The sequence below is a fragment of the Citrobacter sp. MGH100 genome, from assembly GCF_001034465.1.
GTDB classification, from domain to species: Bacteria; Pseudomonadota; Gammaproteobacteria; order Enterobacterales; family Enterobacteriaceae; genus Citrobacter; species Citrobacter youngae.
On record NZ_KQ089803.1, the window covers coordinates 290,213 to 312,952 of the forward strand.

Below are 22,740 nucleotides of genomic sequence, written 5' to 3' on the forward strand. Positions count from 1 at the left end.
TGCCGAGTTTCGACTTTCCCCCGCTGCTGTATTGGGCACTGTTGCAAATAGTCGGTGGTGATAAACTTATCATCCCCTTTTGCTGATGGAGCTGCACATGAACCCATTCAAAGGCCGGCATTTTCAGCGTGACATCATTCTGTGGGCCGTACGCTGGTACTGCAAATACGGCATCAGTTACCGTGAGCTGCAGGAGATGCTGGCTGAACGCGGAGTGAATGTCGATCACTCCACGATTTACCGCTGGGTTCAGCGTTATGCGCCTGAAATGGAAAAACGGCTGCGCTGGTACTGGCGTAACCCTTCCGATCTTTGCCCGTGGCACATGGATGAAACCTACGTGAAGGTCAATGGCCGCTGGGCGTATCTGTACCGGGCCGTCGACAGCCGGGGCCGCACTGTCGATTTTTATCTCTCCTCCCGTCGTAACAGCAAAGCTGCATACCGGTTTCTGGGTAAAATCCTCAACAACGTGAAGAAGTGGCAGATCCCGCGATTCATCAACACGGATAAAGCGCCCGCCTATGGTCGCGCGCTTGCTCTACTCAAACGCGAAGGCCGGTGCCCGTCTGACGTTGAACACCGACAGATTAAGTACCGGAACAACGTGATTGAATGCGATCATGGCAAACTGAAACGGATAATCGGCGCCACGCTGGGATTTAAATCCATGAAGACGGCTTACGCCACCATCAAAGGTATTGAGGTGATGCGTGCACTACGCAAAGGCCAGGCCTCAGCATTTTATTATGGTGATCCCCTGGGCGAAATGCGCCTGGTAAGCAGAGTTTTTGAAATGTAAGGCCTTTGAATAAGACAAAAGGCTGCCTCATCGCTAACTTTGCAACAGTGCCCTATAAACGGTCACGCTGAATCGCTATTGATTCGGACCCTGATGAAAGACGCTCGTGAGATCCTCCTTCGTTAATCGGATAGTGATATCCAGTAGGATATGCAGATACTTCTCACGGGGGTCTAACCCTTTACCATCAACGAGTTACAGTTCAGTTACTACTCAGTTTAATTTTTCACGTTGTTGAATACAGTCTGAAGTCATCGCCGTAATGTAATGATGCCCAGCACAACCTCGCATTCTTGGCGGCGATTGCAACGACAGCACGCCAGTATCCCCGCCTACCAATCAACGAGCAGACCCAACGGCTAAACGAGTCCGTTCTATTCTCTGCCCCTACCATAACAGAACGGGCTCCCTGGACCAGCAGGGTTCGCAGGTAGGCATCACCCGCTTTTGTTATCCTGCCAAGCTTTGATTTTCCGCCACTACTGTATTGTGATGGCGTTAGCCCCAACCAGGCTGCCAGTTGGCGCCCGTTCTTAAAATCATGGGCATTGCCAATACTGGCGACCAGCGCACTCGCCGTTGTGGGCCCAATACCTTTCAGTTCCATTAACTGCTGGCTGCGATGATCTGTTTTGGCAACACGAGATAACACCCTGTCATATTCGGCGATTTTCTCTTCAATATTAGTGACATGTGCTAATAGATCATCAATGCACAGCCTGACCTGTACTGGCAGAGTTTCCTTCTGGTCAGAAACAGCATGACGCAGAGCATCAGTGCTTTGTGGGGCAATAACCCCGAATTCAGATACCAACCCCCGAAGACGGTTATACGTCGCTGTTCTTTCCTGAATAAATCCCTGTCTTGTCCTATGTAAGCATTGCATTGCCTGCTGGCTTTCGTCTTTGACGGGTACAAAGCGCATGTGCGGCCGCTGCACAGCCTCACAAATAGCTATTGCATCAGCTGCATCATTTTTCCCGGTCTTACCCGCCATGCGATAGGGTGAGACAAATTTCGGTGCCATCAACCGGACATCATGGCCATACTGCCTGAATAATCTTGCCCAATAGTGGGCACCCGAGCAGGCTTCCATTCCAATGACACAGGGAGGTAAACCAGCGATGAGTTCAGAAAGTGCTGCACGCGACACCTTGGGTTTAACCAGAACTGCTTTACCATTTTGGTCAACGCAGTGAACAGCAAACACATTTTTAGCAAGATCGATACCGACAGTGGTGATGGTCATAACGAATCCCTCTGGGTCAATGTTTATCCCATGATTGCATGAAAGTTAACCAGGCGCATATCCAGGGGAAGTCCTTTCCATTCGCTAAGCCAGTGACTAAAGCAGGTATGACGGTCCGCTTTGAATCGCCACGGGTTTAACAGACACCTCAGAGTCATGTCATGCAGCTCCACCGATTTTGAGAACGACAGTGACTTCCGTCCCAGCCTTGCCAGATGTTGTCTCAGATTCAGGTTATGTCGCTCAATGCGCTGAGTGTAACGCTTGCTGATAACGTGCAGCTTTCCCTTCAGGCGGGATTCATACAGCGGCCAGCCATCCGTCATCCATACCACGACCTCAAAGGCCGACAGCAGGCCCAGAAGACGCTCCAGCGTGGCCAACGTGCGTTACCTAACAATAAACCTGTTTAAATATCCAGATAAAAACATTCAATCTGGGTCAAATGAGTGATACAGTTTCACCCATAAGACCCAATGGAGGCAATATGTCTGAATTTGAATTACTGGCGCAGGATCTGCTTGAGAAAGCAGAAGCGGAAGAACAACTGCGACAGGAAAATGATAAAAAGCTGCTCGGGCAGGTGCTGGAAATCTATGACCAGAAGTACGTGGCTGAACTGCTTAGAAAAGTTGGTAAAAATGAGTGGAGTCGCGAGACTCTTAATCGCTGGATTAATGGTAAGTGCTCACCTAAGGCGCTGACGTTAGCCGAAGAGGAACTTCTACGAAAAATGCTTCCGGAAGCGCCTGCACATCACCCTGACTATGCCTTCCGGTTTATTGACCTGTTTGCTGGGATTGGAGGTATACGGAAGGGCTTCGAAACCATCGGTGGCCAGTGCGTTTTTACCAGTGAATGGAATAAAGAGGCTGTGCGCACATATAAAGCTAACTGGTTTAACGATGCTCAGGAACACACTTTCAATCTCGATATTCGGGAAGTCACGCTCAGTGATAAACCTGAAGTACCTGAAAACGATGCCTATGCTTACATTAATGAGCATGTGCCGGATCATGATGTACTTCTAGCAGGTTTCCCCTGTCAACCGTTCAGCCTTGCGGGCGTAAGCAAGAAAAACTCGCTCGGGCGCGCGCATGGTTTCGAATGTGAGGCTCAGGGAACGCTTTTCTTCGATGTGGCGCGTATTATCCGCGCAAAAAAACCTGCCATCTTTGTTCTTGAAAACGTTAAAAACCTGAAGAGCCATGACAAGGGTAAAACCTTTAAAGTCATCATGGATACCCTCGACGAACTGGGCTATGAAGTTGCGGATGCAGCTGAGATGGGCAAAAACGATCCTAAAGTTATCGACGGAAAGCACTTTTTACCTCAGCACCGAGAACGTATCGTTTTGGTCGGTTTCCGTCGTGATCTGAACATTCACCAGGGCTTTACCCTGCGCGATATTAGTCGTTTTTATCCGGAACAGCGTCCGTCATTTGGCGAACTGCTGGAACCCGTGGTTGACAGCAAATATATACTGACGTCGAAACTCTGGGAGTATCTCTATAACTACGCCAAAAAGCACGCAGCTAAGGGTAACGGATTCGGTTTTGGCCTCGTTAATCCTGAAAATAAAGAAAGCATTGCCCGTACGCTTTCTGCTCGCTATCACAAAGACGGGTCTGAAATTCTGATAGACCGTGGCTGGGATATGGCCACAGGTGAAACAGACTTCGCGAACGAAGAAAATCAGGCGCATCGGCCCCGCAGGCTGACTCCACGAGAGTGCGCGCGCCTTATGGGTTTTGAAAAAGTAGATGGCAGGCCTTTTCGCATTCCTGTGTCAGACACTCAGTCGTACAGGCAGTTCGGTAACTCCGTAGTGGTGCCCGTGTTTGAAGCCGTAGCCAAACTGCTTGAACCTTATATCCTGAAAGCGGTTAATGCCGATTCGTGCAAGGTTGAACGAATCTGATCGCTCCTCCCGGTATTTATGCCGGGAGATAATCTATGGAATATCTGCGTAAAGCCCTGTCAGCTCAGCAATAAACGCACCTAGCGTCATTAGCTCAGCTCTCACCGCCTCCGGGTATTTTTTGTGCAGAGATGATGGCACGACCAATCTGACACCCGACTCCCGCATCTCCCGATATTGAGCCAGAGAAACTCCCTCCTGGAGTGTAAACAGATGCACCTGATGAATTTTATCAGCCTCATTCAGTATCTGACGCCAGCGATCCTTACAGGTAGTCTTGACTGCCAGCATGCGCAGATTTTCTACGGGAAACTCAGTATCGTGGTAAGCCCCTGCGGAAGGGAAAAGGAAATCGGGTTTTTTATTACCTTCTGTGATGGCCTGCGTCGCAAAGTGTCGCAGGCCGTGCTCAATGAATAGATGCTCCAGGTGCAGTTCCAGCGACTTCCCGGCTCTGGATTTACGGCGATTGCTGACAGAATTGGCCAGCGCAATAAATTCATCCACAGAGCCAAATCCTTTCCGGATGATATCCAGAACATGCAGTTCCTCAACCAATAGAAATATGTCGTACTCCACGCGCCGGCGGTCAAGAAGTTGCTCATCCGGATCAAGGGAATTTTTCACATAATGGCTGGCTGCATACTGAATAATTTCACTTCCCGACGGAAAGCGCAGGTGCCAGTCTTCAGGTAGAATATATTTATGATTTACTGGCGCTTGCTGTAGAGATAGTCCGCCTAGAATCTGTCCTGCGGGGCCGGATATAAGCGCTCCGGGTATAACTTCACCAATAGCGGTCTCAATGACGTCCTCTTCATCAGTGCTGGCGCATACCCAAATATTTACTTCCTTACAGTCCCCCCCTTGCTCATCAAGCTTGAAAGCCAGGAGCGTCAGAGCCCCTGTATTTTCAGGATTCTGAAGTGGGCTGCCTCTACCCCAGCGGGTAATCCTTTTTTCATTCCGGGTTTTACCAAAATGACGGCTGTTATAATAAATTGCCCGGGCTTCGCTGTCAGGGCAATCATGCGATGACACATGTGCGGTGAGAAAAACCGAAGGGTTCAGTTCACGGGTATGGTTGATAGACGGAAAGAGTTTTTCAACGATACCTGAAGGGATATAAAGCCCTACCTGGTGACCACCTGTTGCGCCGGTATCGTTGGCGGAAAGGCGTTTGATGTAGACGAAGTAATTCTCACATGCGATCTCAAGTAGCCAGTTGTGGAAAACCGACATAAGCATCCCCTGTTACCCTGAAACTCTACTCACCATTTTTTCATAATTATATACAAACAGCCAGAAAGGCTGTTACAGGGGTCAGTTTGGATATAGAGAATTATTGTACGGTAAGCCTGTTTTTTGAACAGGCTTACCTGTAGCAATAGGGTACACCCTGACGCCATAATAAAAACGTGACGGTACACGATGAATGACATAACCTATATGCGATAGAATAAATGCAATAACCTAAAAGCGATAATGCGGTGAAAAAATGTTCATCAGAGCTTATTTGAGAGCGTCGACGAAAGATCAGTTTGCCGATCGAGCAAAAGATATGCTGGAGCAGTTCGTTCAGGAACGAGGGTATAAAATAGCCAGTTACTACCGGGAGAATATCAGCGGAACAAAACTCGACCGCCCGGAGCTGGGACGCCTGCTAATGGACAGTCACCACAATGATATTTTACTTGTCGAGCAGATAGACCGTCTGACCCGTCTGAGCAACAGCGACTGGATGACGCTGAAAAAGCAGATTGAGCAACATGAACTGCGGATCGTCAGTCTTGACGTCCCAACTTCATGGCAGGCTCTGTCAGATAAAGATCCTTCACAGGCTGACCCGATAACCCGCGCAGTTATCACGGCGATCAACAATATGTTGATCGATCTGATGGCCGCAATGTCGCATAAGGACTGGCTGAGTCGTCGCCAGCGACAGCAACAGGGAATTGAGCGTGCTCATTCCCTGGGTAAATACCGGGGCAAGCAGGCAGACAGTGAACGACACCAGAAGGTGTTGTACTACCGACAGGTTAAGAAACTCAGTATACGGGAGACAGCAGAAGCAACCGGCTACAGTTCTTCTCAGGTTTGTCGGATACAGGCGCTTAATAAAATCACCGGTACTGATTGAATCAGCTTTAAGCTGGATCAATTCCCGCCTATACAACGTACTATCAAACTTATCATCTGAAATGCTATGCTCATCGTTATGTCAAGAATGACATAACGAATCAGAGAGGAATGCATGTCATCAGTTTCAAAAAGGAATGGAAAAGGTTTTTTCTCAGGCGCGGTAATTGGGGCTTTAGGAGGGCTGATTGGGCTCGGTGGGGCTGAGTTTCGCCTTCCCGTCCTGATCGGTAGTTTCAAAATACCCACCCTGGAAGCCGTCATCTTTAACAAAGCAATGAGCCTCGCTGTTGTCGCTATCGCTCTAATTTTCCGCACAAAATCGATAGCCACCGATCAGTTGGTAGAGCATCTTGATATTGTCATGAATTTACTGGCAGGAAGTCTTATTGGGGCATGGTGGGCCGCAGGCCGCGCCATTAAGATGTCCAGAATCTGGCTGGACAGAATCATTCTGCTCCTCCTTGTTTTACTGTCGTTCGTCATGTTCTCAGAAGCATGGCTACCACTGCACAGTATTTCCGGCGGGTTATTTCAACCCGGTATTGCCACAATTATTGCAGGTGTGATTTCAGGGTTCTTTATCGGGATAGTCGCAGCATTGCTCGGTGTGGCAGGCGGTGAGCTTCTGATCCCCACAATCGTTATCCTGTTCGGGGTTGATATCAAACTGGCCGGAAGCCTGTCATTGATGATTAGCCTGCCCACAATGATTGTTGGTTTTTCCCGTTATACAAATGCAGATGCTTTCCAGATTCTGAAAAAAGAAAGGCCGCTGTTTGTATGGATGGTCATCGGATCTGTGATTGGTGCGGCAATTGGCGGACTTCTGGTCGGCCTGTTCCCGGTTAAAGTACTTATGACTTTACTTGGGGTGATCCTTCTTATCTCCGCCATCAAAACGTTCAAACACACCCGGCAAAAATAATTTCGAGAAAGGTATCAGGATGAATAAAAAAGCGCTTATATCTGATTTTATTTTGGTCAGACCCCGAATTTACATTAATGACAACATCTCGCTGGGGCCGGGTAAAATCGATCTATTGCGCGCTATAGATGGGTTTCATTCCCTGTCAGCCGCCGCAAAAGATTTGGGTATACCCTATAAAAGGGCGTGGCTCCTGATTGATACGTTAAACAAAGGGATAGGTAAGCCCGTGGTCATCACGTCAACAGGCGGCAGCAAAGGTGGAGGCTCGGTTTTGACACCACTTGGCCAGAAGTTACTTAGCTGGTACGACAAAACAGAGGCCAACCTTAACGAGCAATCACAGCAGGACTTGCAGGATCTCGAGAAAATTATCTTCGGTGAGAGTTAACCCATTCGGCTCGGTCTTTGATCGGGCCATAACCGTACAAAAAATCATCTTAACGAATGGAAGGGACTTTCCCTGATTATGCGCCTGATTAACTCTTGTGCAATCATGGGGTACACATCGTCCCGGAGTAATTCGTTATGACTATCACGACTGTCGGTATCGATCTTGCTAAAAATGTGTTTGCTGTTCACGGTGTTGATCAGAATGGCAGAACTGTTCTGGTTAAACCTAAAGTTTCGCGTGCTGCTCTTCCTGAGTCCATTGCAGGTTTGCCTCCCTGTGTTATCGGGATGGAAGCATGCTCTGGGGCTCACTACTTGGCAAGGTTATTTCGGCAGTATGGTCATGAGCCACGTCTGATGGCCGCTAAATTTGTGTCTACTTACCGCATGGCCGGCAAATCAGGGAAGAATGATGCAGCTGATGCTCAGGCTATCTGTGAAGCGGTTCGTCGCCCACATATGCGATTTGTACCCGTGAAGGACGAAAGCCAGCAGGCGATGCAATGCAATGCTTACACCGCACCCGTCAGGGTTTCATAGAAGAGAAAACAGCAACGTATAATCGTCTGCGAGGATTGATATCTGAATTCGGTGTCATCGCGCCACAAAATACTGATGCCCTGCGCCACATAGTTTCTGTGCAGAAGAGCTCTTTACCGCTTCAGGTTCAGCAATGTGTTGATGATTTGCTGGAACACATTGAAGCTAACATCACTGAATATGACCGAATTTTGTCCCGCATGGCCAAAACAGATCATCGCAGTCAGCGGCTGATGGAGCTAAAGGGCGTTGGCCCCACAACTGCCTGTGCGCTGGTCGCCAGTATCGGTAATGCACATGATTTTAAAAATGGACGTCAACTGACCGCCTGGCTGGGACTGACGCAATCACAATACAGCAGCGGCGGAAAGCCGAAGCTCGGCAGGATCACAAAAGCCGGTTATTCGTATCTGCGAACGCTCTTGGTACAGGGGGATCTTTCAGTGCTTATTGGCGCTGAGAAAAGGAATGACTCATTCAGCCGTTGGGTTTGTATGTTGGTTGAGCGCAGAAGGTACTGGCAGGCTGTTGTGGCCAACGTCTATTGACCATTCCCTGTGTGGGAACGCTCACGGTCAGTACTATTTCCACTGAGCTTGGCGATGGGAAACACTACGCCAGTAGTCGTGACTTCGCAGCGGCAACGGGGCTGCTTCCACGTGAGTACAGCACCGGTGGTCGAACAACTCTGTTGGGGATCAGCAAACGAGGCAACAAAAAGATCCGAATATTACTGGTCCAGTGCCCCAGAGTGTTCATACAAAAAACAAAAACTAGAACACCAGAAAGGCAAACTGGGCCAGGGAATTAATGTGCAGAAAAAGCAACTTTGTTGTGACCTGCGCACTCGCAAACAAGCTGGCCAGGATAGCCTGGGTGCTTACGACGCGACAACAGACGTTCGCGTCGTAAGTCTCTAACAATAAATTTTTAAACAATCACCTATCTGGTTTGCGAATGCTGATCATTGATGATACAAACGGCCGACCGGCCTGTTGAAGAACCTGTATATCGGAATGGCTCATCTGAAGCCGTATGATTTTTCTGAGGTTCATCAGGCGCAGAACTCATCGTGGCGCGATTCTGACGCTGGATAGATTTAAGCAAGCCAATGATATCGTCGAAAATCAGTGTTGCAAAAACGGGAGTGACCATAGATTCGATATCCAAACTGCCCCCAGCACAGCATTTGTAAGCAAGAATTTGCCGATACTCATGAGTTAAGTCTTTCCGTCGTGAAGTCTAGGTTACGGAGAATTCGTCAGCGGTTGCGCGAGGTGTTGATACGTAATTGCCAAGTGCACTTTGACTACAGTGGTCGGGCTTGTTACCACGCACCTCGGCGTGAGGATTACTGAAATCAATCTCGAAGAAAATTTCTGCATCCTTTTGCGAGTTCATTCGTCTTCAAGATAGTGGCTTCATCAGGAAGCTACGCGACTCACGAAGGAGATAGAGTAATGACACACGATGAATTCGAAGCGGCGATGGTCTTTCACGGCCATAAGTGTCCAGCAATGCCTTTAGGCTACCGTGCTGCGCAAGCAGCGATGAGAGCGCTCGGTGTGGAACGGGCAGAAGACAAGGAGCTGCATGTCATAGCAGAAACAGGGAAAGGCCATGCTGCGGGATGCTTTCTGGATGGCGTAATGTCGGCTACGGGATGCACCTACGGCAAGTCGAACATCGAGAAGCGCTATTACAACAAGATGGCTTTCACTCTGATAGACGTGAAGACCGGGCGCTCAGTACGTGTACGGCTAAAGGACGAGTTTTTCGGCAACATGCTCAACTCGCCTTTTGTTGCCCAACGCAAACAAGGCATAGCGCCACAGGATATTCCCGCCGAAGTCACTGACCCCCTGGTTAACAAGGTCATATCGATGCCGGAAGAAATGTTTCTCGATATCGGGCTAAAGAAGCCGTTTGAACTTCCACGCGGTAAAAGCTGCTTTGACACGGAACTATGCGCCAAATGTGGGGAACGTGTCTTTGTCGATAAACTGATCGACACGGAAGCGGGACGGCTTTGCATTCCTTGCCAGGAAAAACTGGCTGGACATACTGTATCCTCATTTTGCTAAGGAATTGAAATGCTTGCCATCGCTGCCGTTGCAACGTTTTTTCTAACCGCTATCATGGCCATGGCCGGAGTCGGAGCCGCTTTTATTCTGGTTCCGATCTTCTTGGCACTAGGGGTCGAAATTCATGCAGCGATGGCCACCGCCTTGCTTCTGAATGCCATATCGACGAGCGTGTCGACAACGACATTCATTCGCAAGCGTTTGGTCGAATGGCGGTTGGCACTCCCCATTTTGATTGTGGCCGTGGTTTTGTCGCCAATCGGGGTTCATGTCAGCCAAAGGTTAGACCGCCATTTTCTACTGTGGCTGTTCTCCGGTTTTCTTATTTTTGCCAGCCTCATGATGTTGTTGTACGCGCCAAAATCTTCTGGAATTCAGCGTAGTGCGCGAAGCCAGATGTTGAGTAGTTTGTCCCTTGGCGGTGTTGCGGGTTTTGTCGGTGGCCTGTTAGGGGTTGGAGGTGGCAGCATCATCGTCCCGGCACTCGTGGGGGCCGGGCTGGAACCCAAACGGGCGTCAGCAACCGCTTCTTTCGTGGTCGTGTTTGCTTCTCTGACCGGTTTCTTTGCCCACGCAACGCTTTCGGGAATGGATTATTCGCTGGTCGGTGCCACCGGTATCGCATCGGCGGGAGGGGCTGCATTTGGCGCGTGGTTAATGAGCGAAAAACTCAAAGGGCAACAGCTTAAATACATCATTGGATTCGTCCTGTTAGGGACCGCCGTCAAGATCATCTGGGGGCTTTTGTAAAATAAACGGAATCAAAATCATGTAAGCACACGATGGCCATATTCATGGCAACTCAACCGGAGCGAAGCTGTATTGGCCGCTCGTTGTTACGCTCGGATTTTCTGCCGTAGAGGTCTTCGCCGATTGGCAATCCAGCTCGTTGGGTTCTGTCGCATTAGCGTAGACAAGTCAGTAATTATTGCGCTGTCTATATTTTAGGCAACCAACAGGTAAAATTGTTCCGCCGGTGATAAAGGCTCTTCAGCGGGATGCTGATATTGCCCTTTACGTATCATATGCACTAACTCAATGCCCTCCATTATCGTCTGCGCTCGCCGAAATGATTTGAACCCCAGTATCTGTCGTATTCGGCGTTTGATATTCCGATGGTCCTGCTCAATCAGGTTGTTCAGGTATTTACTCTGCCTGATGGTGATGGTTTCTTCTTCAGGTTTACTGGCGTTGAGTGTGGCCAGCGCCGCCATGTTGGCACCGCTTTTATCGATGGTTACAACCTCAGTAGATTAGTCCCTATATTTCCAGACACTTTTTATCGCTTAACCCATTACTGGTTCGCCGCCGTAGATATTCCCGTGGCTAACGATACCCCAGTGCACTATGCGGATGCCATTCGTTGTAATGTTCGAAGGCCTCTGCAAAGTTCTTTACCGCTGTTAACCCGTCCGGCTTCGGTATGATGCTGATGTAATCCCGCTTCATCGTTTTCACGAAGCTCTCTGCCATCCCGTTGCTTTCCGGGCTACGTACCGCCGTATGTTTAGGCTCCAGTCCTACCTTCCCTGTATGCGCCGGCTTCAAGGGCGGTATTGCCGGTTTACGCTCAAGCAAACAGCGCATTCTTACGCATGATTCAGTATACGCGTTTGGCATTGATCACCGCCATGTCGTCCGTTTCTGATTGTCTGCGCAGCAGTGCCCACACCCGACGATAACCATACGTAGGCAGATCGCCGATAACGGTATGGATACGATCCAGAGCTTCAATATCATCAGGCTTGCGCTTGCGTCGACGCTCCTGCCAGTTCTTCGACCGACGAGCCATAGCATGCAGTTGCGCACGTGAGACCCGTAGCCAACAGCTGACAAGGCTTATTCGCCATCCTCCGGCAGCAAGGGCACGTGCGCTATCCACTTTTTTGTCGGCCATATTCAACGGCTTCTTTCAGCAGCTCGTTTTCCATGGTTTTCTTGCCCAGCAGGCGCTGTAGCTCTTTAATTTGCTTCATCGCAGATGCCTGTTCCGACGCGGGTATAACCTGTTCACCCACAGCAACGGCGGTGAGACTACCTTCCTGGTACTGCTTACGCCACAGGAACAGCTGACTGGCAGCAACACTATGCTGACGGGCAACCAGCAACACGGTCATACCGGGTTCAAAGCTCTGCTGAACAATGGCGATTTTTTCCTGAAGGCTGCGCCGTCTGCGCTTCTCCGGACCTAAAACATCAATCATCCGGACTCCAACGACTAGTCTAAAAACTAGTATTAAGACTATCACTAATTTAAGTGATACCAACTGTCTGGAGATTCATGGAGCCAGTCTACTCAGGCTCACCGTGGTGGCGAATGGCCTTGCGAAAGAAGCGTAAGGCAGCCGCAGCGTCGCGTCTGGCGGTCAACAGGAAGTCGACGGTCTGCCCCGCGGTATCAACCTCCCGGTACAGATATTTCCACTGGCCTTTGATTTTAATGTAAGTTTCGTCCATCCGCCACCGCCGACCTACATTACGCTTATACTGGCGGAACGACGGTGCCAGGCGCATAACCCAGCGATGAAGAGTGGAATGGTCAACGATAACGACGTGCTCCGTCATCATATCTTCGAGATTGCGCAGGCTGAGGGCGTAAGTCAGATACCAGCGAACACATTGAGCAATAACATCAATGGGATAGTGCAGGCGCTTAAAAGCTTTTCGTATCAGAAGCATGGGCAGGTAACATTATAAAAAAACAGTATGTTACCCGGCGACGTCTTAATGCGTCAGAACCAGATGAGGTGCCATGTGTATGGCACCTCATCTCTTATTGATTCATCGACTCCATAACCGCCTGCCAGGTTATAAAGCCACCACTCAGATTATATGTCCGGAAGCCGTGAGCCTGCAGAATACGGTATGCCACATGCCCGCGCAGACCACTCTGACAACCGATAAAAATCTCTTTATCTACAGGCAATTTTTCAAGATTCTCCCGCAGAGAATCCAGAGGGATGGATAGCGCATCAGGATATTCGCCAAATTGTTTCAGTTCTTCAGGAGAACGAATATCAACTAAACAATAACTGCCCGGTTCCCGTTGCAAAACATCGCTGACATGACATATGGCCGTATCTCCCCTGATGACATTTGCCGCCACCATACCGGCCTGGTTAACAACGTCCCTTGCACTGTTAAAAGGCGGGGCATAAGTCAGCTCAAGATGCTCGAGATCGTTGACGGTAAGTCCCGCGCGCTGCGCGACAGACAGAACATCGATGCGTTTATCAACCCCTTTTTTCCCTGACGCCTGGGCCCCCAGAATTTTACCGGTATCGGGGCTGAACAGCAGTTTCAGACTGATCATCGTAGCCCCAGGGTAGTAACCGGCATGATCAGCAGCATGGACGTAAACCTTCTCGTATCGGGTACCATGGGCTTTCAGTTGCTTTTCATTCGCACCGACGCTGCCAATACTCAGCGAAAATACCTTACAAATGGATGTCCCCTGACTGCCATGGTAAAGGCTGTGGTGATCAAGCATGTTATCAGCAGCAATGCGTCCCTGGCGGTTGGCGGGCCCAGCCAGAGGAATATTAGCGGGTTCCTGAAAGACAAGGTCAGGTGTTTCAACTGCATCCCCCACGGCGTAGATGTCAGGAATACTGGTCTGCATACAGGCATTGACGCTTATACCTCCCCGTTTACCCACTTCGAGCCCGGCTACTGTGGCAAGGCTGTTCTCAGGTTTTACCCCGATGGCGAGAATAACCATGTCGGTCTGCACAAAGCCACCGTCAGACAGTGCAACGCGGAATCCCGTTTCTGTCCGCAGCACCTCGGTGAGTGCCGTTCTGAGACGCAGATCCACGCCATGATTCCGGATTTCCTGATGCAGGGCTGATGCCATTTCAGGATCAACCGGAGCCATAACCTGTTCCTCCATCTCCAGCAGGGTAACACGGATCCCCCGTTCGCTCAGAGCCTCCATCACTTCAAGTCCGATGAATCCCCCCCCGACAAGCGTGGTGTGAGCGACGTTATGTTGCTCAATCCACGCCAGGATAGCATCCATGTCAGTAAGATTTCGGAGCGTAAAGACGCCCTCTTGCTGTAGCCCGGGCAAAGGAGGGACAACCGGCGCGGCTCCGGTACTGAGGAGTAGACGATCCCATACTTCGGTATGGATCTCACCTGAGGTCAAATTTTTAACTGTCACTGTTTTATTAACCGGATCCACTGACGTCACTTCATGGCAGGTACGGACGTCTATGTTAAAGCGGGATTTAAAATCCTCCGGAGTCTTAAGAATAAGTGACTGCCGTAACGGAATTTTTCCGCCTATATGATAAGGCAATCCACAGTTGGCGAAAGAGACATCGCTTCCCCGTTCAAACACAACAATACTGACATCTTCTGACAACCGGCGAGCTCTGGCTGCAGCGGACGCACCGCCGGCAACACCACCAACAATCACTATTTTCATTACATCCTCTCTGTTCACTCGGGGCAAAATGTCTGCCAGATATAATTAGTTACCCAGGCCAGCTGGACGCTGCAGACCTGGCGAACACGGTGGCAAAATTATGGCACCATCAGTATACTAAATAACATTATATAAAAATACAGAATGTGAGAAACCAGCAATGCCCATGAATGAAGACACAAAACGTCAGACCGATATGAAAAATGCAGCCCTGGGGGCAGCAGATGTCTTACGGGGACTGGCTAACAGCGACCGGTTGCTGTTGATGTGCCAGTTAAGCCATGGGGAAGCGAATGTGGCCGAGCTGGAAGCTGCAGTCGGTATCACTCAGCCGACCCTGTCTCAGCAACTGGGTGTAATGCGCCGCCTGAAGCTTGTCGAGACCCGACGGGCAGGTAAAATGGTATATTACCGTATTGAGGATAACCGTATCATGACGTTGTTAAATACCTTGTATGATCTCTACTGCCCGCAGGCAGGCACAGGTAAAGGAAGCCATAACAACGAATAATGTGATCCTGCTTTCCACGCAAACCGTTTTATCATTGCAGCATTAACCCTGTCAGGTTGTGAAGAGCCTGGCCGGTATCTGCGATATTATAACGGGAAAGCGACAGTGGTCCGGATATACCCATCGGTAATGCCTGTCCGGACTGTATTTATCGCTCACGCGTTCACTGTTTAACTTATTGATTTATCGGTTTTTATACTATTACGGTCAGAAAAAACAGCCACGGCAGCACGGATGGTACTGCACTGACAGCAATGGCCTGTGGCTGACAAACCGTTTTTTCTGCTGCCACCGGTTTACATTATTCAAGCAGGCTGCGCAACATCCAGGCAGTTTTCTCATGTAACTGGATACGTTGTGTAAGCAGATCTGCTGTGGCTTCATCATTCGCATTATTAACAACAGGGAACAGGGAGCGCGCAGTTTTAACCACAGTCTCCTGGCCCTGGACAAGATTCTCAATCATGTTTTTTGCTGCCGGAATATCCTTGTCTTCATTAACCGCTGTTAAACGTGAAAATTCATGATATGTGCCGGGCGCGAAGCATCCGAGCGAGCGTATACGTTCAGCGATATCATCAACAGCAGTGGCCAGCTCATTGTATTGATTTTCAAACATTAAATGTAAGCTGTTAAACATGGGGCCAGTTACATTCCAGTGATAGTAATGTGTTTTTATATACAGGGTATAGGTGTCAGCAAGAAGCCGGGACAGACCGTCTGCAATCTCCACCCGGGATGATTCAGGAATACCAATATCAATTATTTGTTTACTCATAACTACCTCTTACACTGTTTAAGTGGGATATACGATATGCCATTATTCTTTCCGGTCTGAGCAAAACACGCTTCATATTTTTATAATAACCAGTTACACCTGGCGTCTGCCACACTAGCCATGCGCCAGAGCAATATCCTGCGACGGGACAATGAATTTCGCCGTGGCACGAGCCACTTTCTGCTGTCCCTTTGCCAGCCATGCTTCGAGCTGGTAAACCCCCCTGCGTTGCCCAAGCAGTCTGGCACAGACCATCAGCTTGTCACCGGTACAAACGGGTGAAATGAATCTGACAGTCAGTTCAGCCGTCAGGGCCTGCACTCCCTGCATAAACAAGCAGTGAGTCATTGCGGCATCCAGCAAGGTACTCGTCATTCCGCCATGTAAAAGACCCGTATACCCCTGATGTCTGTGATCGGCCGTGTAGTCAGCACATACAGATCCATCCGGGTATTCTGAAAACATTAAGTTCACCGTATCAGGGTTGTTGTCGAGGGAACCACAAACCATACAACAGTTATGGGCATTTCTGGCATCAAGATAACAATTCATCTGTTTCTGTTCAGCGTCCGGTTGTACTGACGGGAGGCATCAGGAATTCAGTCAGCTGAGTGTCTTTCCCGGCATCATTCATTCCGGCTCCTGGTTTATACACAGTACGGGTCTGATAAAAATCACCGCCCGTGATGAAATAAACTCATGAATGGCAACAGCGCCCGTTTCCGTGATGATGCTGACGCCCACCCTGGCACGCATTTTCTGCTGTGTTCCCGTCAGAGTTACAGCATTTTTTCCCTTTCGCCTCATGATTAAAGGACTGGCGCCCCTGCTCCGGCTTATTCAGTTCAGTCAGAACACGGGTATCCGGATCACACAGTTCAGTGAACAAACGACGGCCACAGTCAGTCTGGTACACCGCGATCTGATGCCCCAATAATTTACCCAGCATCCGTTCCCCGATGTTACGGACCACAACGCGGCTGACCTGCTGTTGAACCAGAAGGTCAACCAGCTTCCGTTTACCTGAACAATCTGCGCCCAGCGCGGGATTTTCTGTCCGGCTGAGCTCCACACCGCGCTCATCCACTAGGACAAGGTGACTCGCTTTGGTAAAATGATTTGCTACCCGGTCGTCATTCACTGGAATGGCTGTGATCATCTTGTGTAACTCCTTCCCTTTCAGAGTGCATTATTAAGGCCTTGCCCTGAGTGAGACAGTCCACAACCTTAAAACGGGCCGCTTTCAGGACATTGGCCAGTGTCTGTCTTGAAACCCTCATTGCAACAGCCGCTTCCTGCTGTTGCATGCCCAGTAAATCGACCAGTCGTAACGCTTCAAACTCATCTTCTTTTAAATGAACATGTTCAAGCTGGCTCATCGGTCGCGCATTGGGCTTAAAACAGGTATCCGCAGGGCGGCCACAGATGTTACGGGGAATTCTGGGTCTTGGCATGAAGGCTCCTTATTGGTATATGCTATATATACACTCGTAAACTGGCATATGCAATATACTCTGCTCACCGGTGGAGAATTTTTTGCTTTGCCTCTTGAGTCTGGGAGTGTGCAGCATACCAAAGGGAACTATGGAATGACTCTGAACCGGTAGGCGATTCTGCCTTATACCTTTATAGTTGGCTCGGAAGTGTCAAGATTGTCCGTGACGATTCATTCTGCTATTAATTAATAAAACCTATCTCGATGAGGTTTGAACTTGCAATGTAGTTGCCAGATTGCATATCGATATTGAAGAGGAACAGCTTCGAAAACGTTTCGGGTTGGAATGGAAACGCTATACGCAACGGGTTCGTCGCTGGTTATAGCAATCCCGTGGTATTGCAGGCGACAGATAAGTTCGAAACAATAAAGCAAGGAATTCATTATCCTTGAGCTTTTATATCTCTGTCGGCAATCATATTGATCTTAGCCACTAAACTTCATCATAACGGCATTAAATACCATCCCCAGGGCAACGACGATCAGTAGTCCGGAAAACCCCTTCTGCACAATATGTTCAGGTAAATGCTGGCTTAGCCTTCGGCCAATCGACATCCCTGTCGCAGCACTAAGCACAAACCAGAGAGTAAAAGGCAAGGGCAGAGTGGCACCCTGTATCACTGCCACTGCAATCCCGCCTATACTTACCAATGCGACAATCATCAGCGAGGTTGCGATGCAACTGTGAATAGGAAGGGGGGTAAATTGCCGCAATAACGGGACGATAATAAATCCTCCACCCACGGCTAATAGCCCGGTCATAAAACCGGTAACAGCTCCGAACATGAGAAACAGCAACCATGTGTTTACAGCCCAGATAAATCGTCGGCACTGTTGCAAATAGTCGGTGGTGATAAACTTATCATCCCCTTTTGCTGATGGAGCTGCACATGAACCCATTCAAAGGCCGGCATTTTCAGCGTGACATCATTCTGTGGGCCGTACGCTGGTACTGCAAATACGGCATCAGTTACCGTGAGCTGCAGGAGATGCTGGCTGAACGCGGAGTGAATGTCGATCACTCCACGATTTACCGCTGGGTTCAGCGTTATGCGCCTGAAATGGAAAAACGGCTGCGCTGGTACTGGCGTAACCCTTCCGATCTTTGCCCGTGGCACATGGATGAAACCTACGTGAAGGTCAATGGCCGCTGGGCGTATCTGTACCGGGCCGTCGACAGCCGGGGCCGCACTGTCGATTTTTATCTCTCCTCCCGTCGTAACAGCAAAGCTGCATACCGGTTTCTGGGTAAAATCCTCAACAACGTGAAGAAGTGGCAGATCCCGCGATTCATCAACACGGATAAAGCGCCCGCCTATGGTCGCGCGCTTGCTCTGCTCAAACGCGAAGGCCGGTGCCCGTCTGACGTTGAACACCGACAGATTAAGTACCGGAACAACGTGATTGAATGCGATCATGGCAAACTGAAACGGATAATCGGCGCCACGCTGGGATTTAAATCCATGAAGACGGCTTACGCCACCATCAAAGGTATTGAGGTGATGCGTGCACTACGCAAAGGCCAGGCCTCAGCATTTTATTATGGTGATCCCCTGGGCGAAATGCGCCTGGTAAGCAGAGTTTTTGAAATGTAAGGCCTTTGAATAAGACAAAAGGCTGCCTCATCGCTAACTTTGCAACAGTGCCATCGAAAGGCTGTTATTGATAATCCAGCCCCAGGGATGAATCCCCGCACGTTCAAGATCGGACTGCAGGTTTGCCGCTTCCAGTACAGGTGTGGTTTCAGGCAGAGTGACCAGCAAGACTTTGGTACGTTCCGGGTCCTGAAGCTGCATCATCGGAGTGGTAAAATGACCTTTATCCTCCATCTTCCTGGCAATCTCACGGTGATAAGCCCCGGTCGCATCAAGCAGTAATAGCGTATGCCCGGTCGGTGCCGTATCCATGACCACAAACCGTTTGCCTGCTTCACGGATGACGCGTGAGAACGCCTGGAACACCGCAATCTCTTCTGTGCAAGGAGAACGTAAATCCTCTTCGAGCAGCCGCTTCCCGGCCTCATCCAGATCCCTGCCTTTCGTCTCAAGAACATGCTGACGATAGCGTTCAGTTTCATCGTGAGGGTTGATTCGGCCGACCTGCAGATTTTTAAGGCTGCCATTGAGCGTTGTACTGAGATGTGCAGCAGGATCTGAGGTGGTGAGATGCACATCAAAACCCTTATCCGCCAGACTGACGGCGATAGCCGCAGCCATTGTGGTTTTACCCACACCACCTTTGCCCATCAGCATAATCAAACCGTGTTCACTGCGGGCGATATCATCAACCAGGACAGACAACGACATATTCTCTGGCTTGTTCTGTGTGCTTTGTTCAGGAAGCGATGTTATCTCAGCGTGTTCGTTGAGCAGGCCTTTCAATGCGGACACACCAACCATGTTCAGCGGCTGAAGGTATAAGTTGTCTGTCGGCAAATCAGATAATCTGGCAGGAAGATTTGCCAGCGCCTCTTGCTCCCGTTGCCATATTGCAGCGGCCAGTGCATCACGTTCTGTTTCGCTCGCAGGCAGGACACCGTTAATGACTAAATACTGATTTTTAAGGCCAATAGCTGATAATTCGCCATGAGTACGAGCGACTTCCTGCAGTGTTGATTTTTGCAATCGCGCGACCAGCACAAGGCGAGTTCGTTCAGGATCGGATAATGCCTCAACCGCATGAGCATATTGCTCACGCTGCTTTTCCAGCCCCGCCATCGGCCCAAGACAGGAAGCACCATCTGGGTTACTTTCGATGAAGCTGCTCCAGGCTCCGGGAAGCTGAAGAAGGCGAATAGTGTGGCCCGTTGGGGCAGTATCAAAAATGATGTGATCGAAGCGGGTCAGCAGAGAAGCGTCGGTCAGTAAGCCAGTAAACTCGTCGAACGCAGCAATCTCTGTCGTACAAGCTCCTGAAAGCTGTTCACTGATGCTGTTAACAACGTCATCAGGCAAAAGACCTTTAATAGGGTCAACGATTCTGGCGCGGTATTGCTGGGCGGCATCCTGCGGGTCAATCTCCAGAGCCGAAAGACCAGACACAGCAGTCACGGGCTGGATAGTTTTCCCGATAGTCTGATCGAATACCTGACCAACGTTAGAAGCCGGATCGGTACTGACAAGCAGGACGCGCTTGCCCTGTTCTGCCAGGCGTATAGCTGTAGCGCAGGAAATTGAGGTTTTACCTACTCCTCCTTTGCCAGTGAAAAACAGGTAAGGCGGGATATTCTGTAAAAAATGCATATGTTCTCCTGACATACTCAACAACAGGAAGTGTTACCACCACAGCAGCTTGTCGGAGCCACGCCCACTTTCTCCAGCGGAATACCTAACCAGCGAGCCAGTTCAGCACGTTTGGGATAACGCCCTGCCATCACCGTTTCGCCATCCAGCAACAGCAGCGGAAGCCCTTCGGCTCCAGAAGCTTCAAGGAATGCTTTCGCTTTAGCGTTCTCAACGAAGCTCATCGGCTGTTGCGCCAGGTTGTAACGTTCGATCTGAACCCCACGCCCTTTCAGCCATTGCACATCAGCAGAAAAATCGACCAGAACCTGATCAACATCTGAACCACAAACGCCGGTACTGCAGCACATCGCCGGATCAAACACGGTTAACGTTTTCATCTTTGATACCTCACATTCGTAAAATCATATATGTTCAGGCAAATTTTTTAGATACAAACAGCCTTACCGCTTCCAGAGCAGTTGGCTGATGCCAGCTTACGGGCGATGGTCTGCACGTCGTCCTGTTGGCTTAACCAGGCCTGCTCAATCACCTGAGCGGCCCAGGAAGGAATATGTGGGGATAAGCGGTAGTGAACCCACTTGCCCTGTTTGCGATCCAGCAACAGTCCACATTCCCGAAGCATCGCCAGATGGCGGGAGATCTTGGGTTGTGACTGTTCCAGTGCCGTGCAGAGATCGCACACGCATAGCTCTCCCATCTCTCTGAGCAGCAGTACGATACCCAGACGGGTCTCATCAGATAGGATTTTGAAAAGTTGTAGGGATGAAATTTGTGTCATTATACTCTCCTGCTTTGAATGGCGAGTTTCGCGCTTCTGAGGCTAAAAGTCAAAAAACACATATGTTTTTTCGTATCTATATGGGAGGGCTATTTCATGTAAGGATAGAAAACATGCTCTGTGGAGTGGGGGACAAATAGTCGTTGTTGGCTTCACGGCTACATTGTAGTGAAGCATAAAAAAAACGCTCCCGGGCAGGAGCGTAAGCCAGTGAATTTGGCGTCAAATGAGGGTCTTACAAGTGGAGCTGCGGGTTAATTCTGGGTGATCTGACTGCGATGCTTTTCAGCCTGCTGCTGGTGAACAACGGAAGACTGACCATTATTCGCCTTCTCATGCACTACTGCGGCCTTCTCATGCTCGCTCATTTCAGAAAATGACTTTGCTGTTTCGTTGGTAGCCCCTGGTTTAGCATTCATCATTTTTTTATGCATTTCAGCCATGTCCTGGTGAGCGGCAGAATTACTGTTTTGCATCATTTCATGGGACATTGCTGCCTTATCGTGGTCATTCATATCCATCATTTTCATGCTCTCTCCCTCAACTGTGCTTTTAACAGTTGAAGACTGCATCTGATGGGCCGGTGCCTGGGCATTATTTACCTGGTCATGCATGTTCATTGTCTCTGAAGCCATGGCAGATGAAGCGACAGCCATCATGGCAATAAAGGATACAAGAATCTTTTTCATGGTTGGGTCTCCGGTGTTTTCATACCCGAACAATCAATGCTAAAGCATTTGATTACAGGGCTGGTTAATCATCACTCCAGGAACCGGGCGATTGGGTTATCACGCTGGTCCTGATTTATGACTGATTATAAAAAACCGCCTCTGTTTATCGCGTGACTGAATGATGACAATTTTGTCACCTTTCAGGTTTCTCCTGAATAACGGGATTAATCCATTAACAGGCGCACTTTGAACACAATTTCCCGCCCCTGCTGTTCTGCTGACAGCTCGCCGCCGTGAGCATGAATGATCGACCTTGTAATTGATAATCCCAGCCCCGCGCCTTCCGTGTTGTGGACCCTTGATGAGTCTGCGCGATAGAACCGGTCAAACAAACGTTCAAGATTAGCGGGAACCGGGCCAGACATCGTATTGGTAATCATCACGTTCACACAGTCACTGTCACGCTCAAGGCGTATCGCTGTACAGGTGTTATCGGGAGAATACTTGATAGCATTGGAGAGCAGGTTACTGAAAGCACGTCGCAGCATATCGCTGTCTCCGGCAACAACGCCCTCTCCTTCAACCGTGATTGTCTTTCCTGTTTCGTCTGCCAGGGGCTCGAATAACTCACGTAATTCATTCAGTTCGGCGGCCAGATCCACATCATGTTTCTCCAGCTGCAGCAGACCATGCTCTGAACGTGCCAGAAAAAGCATGTCACTGGTCATTCGTGACAACCTTTTCAGTTCTTCCAGGTTAGCGAATAAAATTTCG

Annotated in this window: 20 protein-coding genes and 8 pseudogenes; 11 read left to right on the forward strand and 17 right to left on the reverse strand. The window is 49.5% G+C overall.

Going from position 1 to position 22,740, the window contains the following annotated elements:
- Nucleotides 1-97: 97 nt before the first annotated feature.
- The gene (locus SK32_RS21915; protein ID WP_001067855.1) at nucleotides 98-802 is read left to right on the forward strand and encodes an IS6-like element IS26 family transposase; all 705 of its coding nucleotides are present in this window, start codon (nucleotides 98-100) and stop codon (nucleotides 800-802) included.
- Between the two features lie 226 nt (nucleotides 803-1,028).
- Here the strand turns inward: SK32_RS21915 and SK32_RS21920 are convergent, their stop codons facing one another.
- Both SK32_RS21920 and SK32_RS26620 read right to left on the reverse strand, forming a co-directional pair.
- Nucleotides 1,029-2,051, reverse strand: coding sequence for an IS110-like element IS5708 family transposase (locus tag SK32_RS21920; protein ID WP_032736818.1), 1,023 nt, complete (start codon nucleotides 2,049-2,051; stop codon nucleotides 1,029-1,031).
- A gap of 134 nt (nucleotides 2,052-2,185) precedes the next feature.
- Nucleotides 2,186-2,440: pseudogene (locus SK32_RS26620) on the reverse strand (IS1 family transposase); the annotation flags it as partial.
- A 98-nt stretch (nucleotides 2,441-2,538) separates the two neighbouring features.
- Here SK32_RS26620 and SK32_RS21930 point away from each other — a divergent pair.
- Entirely contained in the window at nucleotides 2,539-3,972 is a 1,434-nt protein-coding gene (locus SK32_RS21930) for a DNA cytosine methyltransferase (protein ID WP_032951294.1), read from the forward strand.
- Between the two features lie 33 nt (nucleotides 3,973-4,005).
- Here the strand turns inward: SK32_RS21930 and SK32_RS21935 are convergent, their stop codons facing one another.
- Nucleotides 4,006-5,214, reverse strand: coding sequence for a type II restriction endonuclease (locus SK32_RS21935; protein WP_000110241.1), 1,209 nt, complete (start codon nucleotides 5,212-5,214; stop codon nucleotides 4,006-4,008).
- A 256-nt stretch (nucleotides 5,215-5,470) separates the two neighbouring features.
- On the opposite strand from SK32_RS21935, the gene SK32_RS21940 reads away from it, so the two are divergent.
- The 7 genes and pseudogenes from SK32_RS21940 to SK32_RS21970 all read left to right on the forward strand — a co-directional run bounded on the left by SK32_RS21940 (nucleotide 5,471) and on the right by SK32_RS21970 (nucleotide 10,806).
- The gene (locus tag SK32_RS21940; RefSeq protein WP_048213850.1) at nucleotides 5,471-6,112 is read left to right on the forward strand and encodes a recombinase family protein; all 642 of its coding nucleotides are present in this window, start codon (nucleotides 5,471-5,473) and stop codon (nucleotides 6,110-6,112) included.
- Between the two features lie 114 nt (nucleotides 6,113-6,226).
- The gene (locus SK32_RS21945; RefSeq protein ID WP_007372378.1) at nucleotides 6,227-7,039 is read left to right on the forward strand and encodes a sulfite exporter TauE/SafE family protein; all 813 of its coding nucleotides are present in this window, start codon (nucleotides 6,227-6,229) and stop codon (nucleotides 7,037-7,039) included.
- 19 nt (nucleotides 7,040-7,058) lie between these two features.
- On the forward strand, nucleotides 7,059-7,430 hold the full coding sequence (locus tag SK32_RS21950) for a winged helix-turn-helix domain-containing protein (RefSeq protein ID WP_009651828.1): 372 nt from the start codon (nucleotides 7,059-7,061) through the stop codon (nucleotides 7,428-7,430).
- A gap of 137 nt (nucleotides 7,431-7,567) precedes the next feature.
- Nucleotides 7,568-8,508 (forward strand): annotated as a pseudogene (locus SK32_RS21955) (IS110 family transposase); the annotation flags it as partial.
- Nucleotides 8,505-8,884, forward strand: a pseudogene (locus SK32_RS25450) (transposase); the annotation flags it as partial. The pseudogenes SK32_RS21955 and SK32_RS25450, both read left to right, overlap by 4 nt.
- 548 nt (nucleotides 8,885-9,432) lie before the next feature.
- The gene (locus tag SK32_RS21965; RefSeq protein ID WP_007372374.1) at nucleotides 9,433-10,056 is read left to right on the forward strand and encodes an FmdE family protein; all 624 of its coding nucleotides are present in this window, start codon (nucleotides 9,433-9,435) and stop codon (nucleotides 10,054-10,056) included.
- Between the two features lie 9 nt (nucleotides 10,057-10,065).
- The gene (locus SK32_RS21970; protein ID WP_032951290.1) at nucleotides 10,066-10,806 is read left to right on the forward strand and encodes a sulfite exporter TauE/SafE family protein; all 741 of its coding nucleotides are present in this window, start codon (nucleotides 10,066-10,068) and stop codon (nucleotides 10,804-10,806) included.
- A 194-nt stretch (nucleotides 10,807-11,000) separates the two neighbouring features.
- Here SK32_RS21970 and SK32_RS21975 read toward each other — a convergent pair.
- The 4 genes and pseudogenes from SK32_RS21975 to SK32_RS21995 form a co-directional block, all read right to left on the reverse strand.
- Nucleotides 11,001-11,303, reverse strand: a pseudogene (locus SK32_RS21975) (DDE-type integrase/transposase/recombinase); the annotation flags it as partial.
- A gap of 13 nt (nucleotides 11,304-11,316) precedes the next feature.
- Nucleotides 11,317-12,260, reverse strand: a pseudogene (locus SK32_RS25855) (integrase core domain-containing protein).
- A gap of 91 nt (nucleotides 12,261-12,351) precedes the next feature.
- Nucleotides 12,352-12,735 (reverse strand): annotated as a pseudogene (locus SK32_RS21990) (IS6 family transposase); the annotation flags it as partial.
- Nucleotides 12,736-12,829: 94 nt separating this feature from the next.
- Complete coding sequence (locus tag SK32_RS21995; protein ID WP_009652879.1) at nucleotides 12,830-14,488, reverse strand: FAD-dependent oxidoreductase; 1,659 nt, start codon at nucleotides 14,486-14,488, stop codon at nucleotides 12,830-12,832.
- A gap of 160 nt (nucleotides 14,489-14,648) precedes the next feature.
- Here SK32_RS21995 and SK32_RS22000 point away from each other — a divergent pair, with 160 nt between their 5' ends.
- Complete coding sequence (locus SK32_RS22000) at nucleotides 14,649-14,999, forward strand: ArsR/SmtB family transcription factor (protein ID WP_032951288.1); 351 nt, start codon at nucleotides 14,649-14,651, stop codon at nucleotides 14,997-14,999.
- A 301-nt stretch (nucleotides 15,000-15,300) separates the two neighbouring features.
- Here SK32_RS22000 and SK32_RS22005 read toward each other — a convergent pair whose 3' ends face one another.
- The 5 genes from SK32_RS22005 to SK32_RS22025 all read right to left on the reverse strand — a co-directional run bounded on the left by SK32_RS22005 (nucleotide 15,301) and on the right by SK32_RS22025 (nucleotide 18,172).
- Nucleotides 15,301-15,777 (reverse strand): Dps family protein, encoded by a 477-nt coding sequence (locus SK32_RS22005; RefSeq protein WP_009652867.1) that lies wholly within the window; start codon nucleotides 15,775-15,777, stop codon nucleotides 15,301-15,303.
- Nucleotides 15,778-15,891: 114 nt separating this feature from the next.
- Complete coding sequence (locus SK32_RS22010) at nucleotides 15,892-16,329, reverse strand: PaaI family thioesterase (protein WP_032951285.1); 438 nt, start codon at nucleotides 16,327-16,329, stop codon at nucleotides 15,892-15,894.
- A 145-nt stretch (nucleotides 16,330-16,474) separates the two neighbouring features.
- Nucleotides 16,475-16,936, reverse strand: a complete 462-nt coding sequence (locus SK32_RS22015; RefSeq protein ID WP_009652880.1) for a NifB/NifX family molybdenum-iron cluster-binding protein — start codon at nucleotides 16,934-16,936, stop codon at nucleotides 16,475-16,477.
- Nucleotides 16,911-17,231, reverse strand: coding sequence for a DUF134 domain-containing protein (locus tag SK32_RS22020; RefSeq protein ID WP_032951283.1), 321 nt, complete (start codon nucleotides 17,229-17,231; stop codon nucleotides 16,911-16,913). Before SK32_RS22020 ends, SK32_RS22015 begins: the two co-directional genes overlap by 26 nt.
- A 467-nt stretch (nucleotides 17,232-17,698) precedes the next feature.
- Nucleotides 17,699-18,172: a sulfite exporter TauE/SafE family protein gene (locus tag SK32_RS22025; RefSeq protein ID WP_231591598.1), complete on the reverse strand. Its 474-nt coding sequence runs from the start codon at nucleotides 18,170-18,172 to the stop codon at nucleotides 17,699-17,701.
- Between SK32_RS22025 and SK32_RS22030 the strand changes: the two genes are divergently transcribed.
- Nucleotides 18,163-18,867 (forward strand): IS6-like element IS26 family transposase, encoded by a 705-nt coding sequence (locus SK32_RS22030; protein ID WP_001067855.1) that lies wholly within the window; start codon nucleotides 18,163-18,165, stop codon nucleotides 18,865-18,867. The genes SK32_RS22025 and SK32_RS22030 overlap by 10 nt on opposite strands.
- A 48-nt stretch (nucleotides 18,868-18,915) precedes the next feature.
- Here SK32_RS22030 and arsA read toward each other — a convergent pair.
- The 5 genes and pseudogenes from arsA to pcoS all read right to left on the reverse strand — a co-directional run.
- Nucleotides 18,916-20,514 (reverse strand): annotated as a pseudogene (gene arsA, locus SK32_RS22035) (arsenite efflux transporter ATPase subunit ArsA); the annotation flags it as partial.
- 17 nt (nucleotides 20,515-20,531) lie between these two features.
- The gene (arsD, locus tag SK32_RS22040) at nucleotides 20,532-20,894 is read right to left on the reverse strand and encodes an arsenite efflux transporter metallochaperone ArsD (protein ID WP_008786785.1); all 363 of its coding nucleotides are present in this window, start codon (nucleotides 20,892-20,894) and stop codon (nucleotides 20,532-20,534) included.
- Between the two features lie 47 nt (nucleotides 20,895-20,941).
- The gene (arsR, locus tag SK32_RS22045) at nucleotides 20,942-21,295 is read right to left on the reverse strand and encodes an As(III)-sensing metalloregulatory transcriptional repressor ArsR (RefSeq protein ID WP_008786784.1); all 354 of its coding nucleotides are present in this window, start codon (nucleotides 21,293-21,295) and stop codon (nucleotides 20,942-20,944) included.
- 254 nt (nucleotides 21,296-21,549) lie between these two features.
- Nucleotides 21,550-21,984, reverse strand: coding sequence for a hypothetical protein (locus SK32_RS22050; protein WP_008786783.1), 435 nt, complete (start codon nucleotides 21,982-21,984; stop codon nucleotides 21,550-21,552).
- A 206-nt stretch (nucleotides 21,985-22,190) separates the two neighbouring features.
- Nucleotides 22,191-22,740, reverse strand: a pseudogene (pcoS, locus tag SK32_RS22055) (copper resistance membrane spanning protein PcoS); the annotation flags it as partial.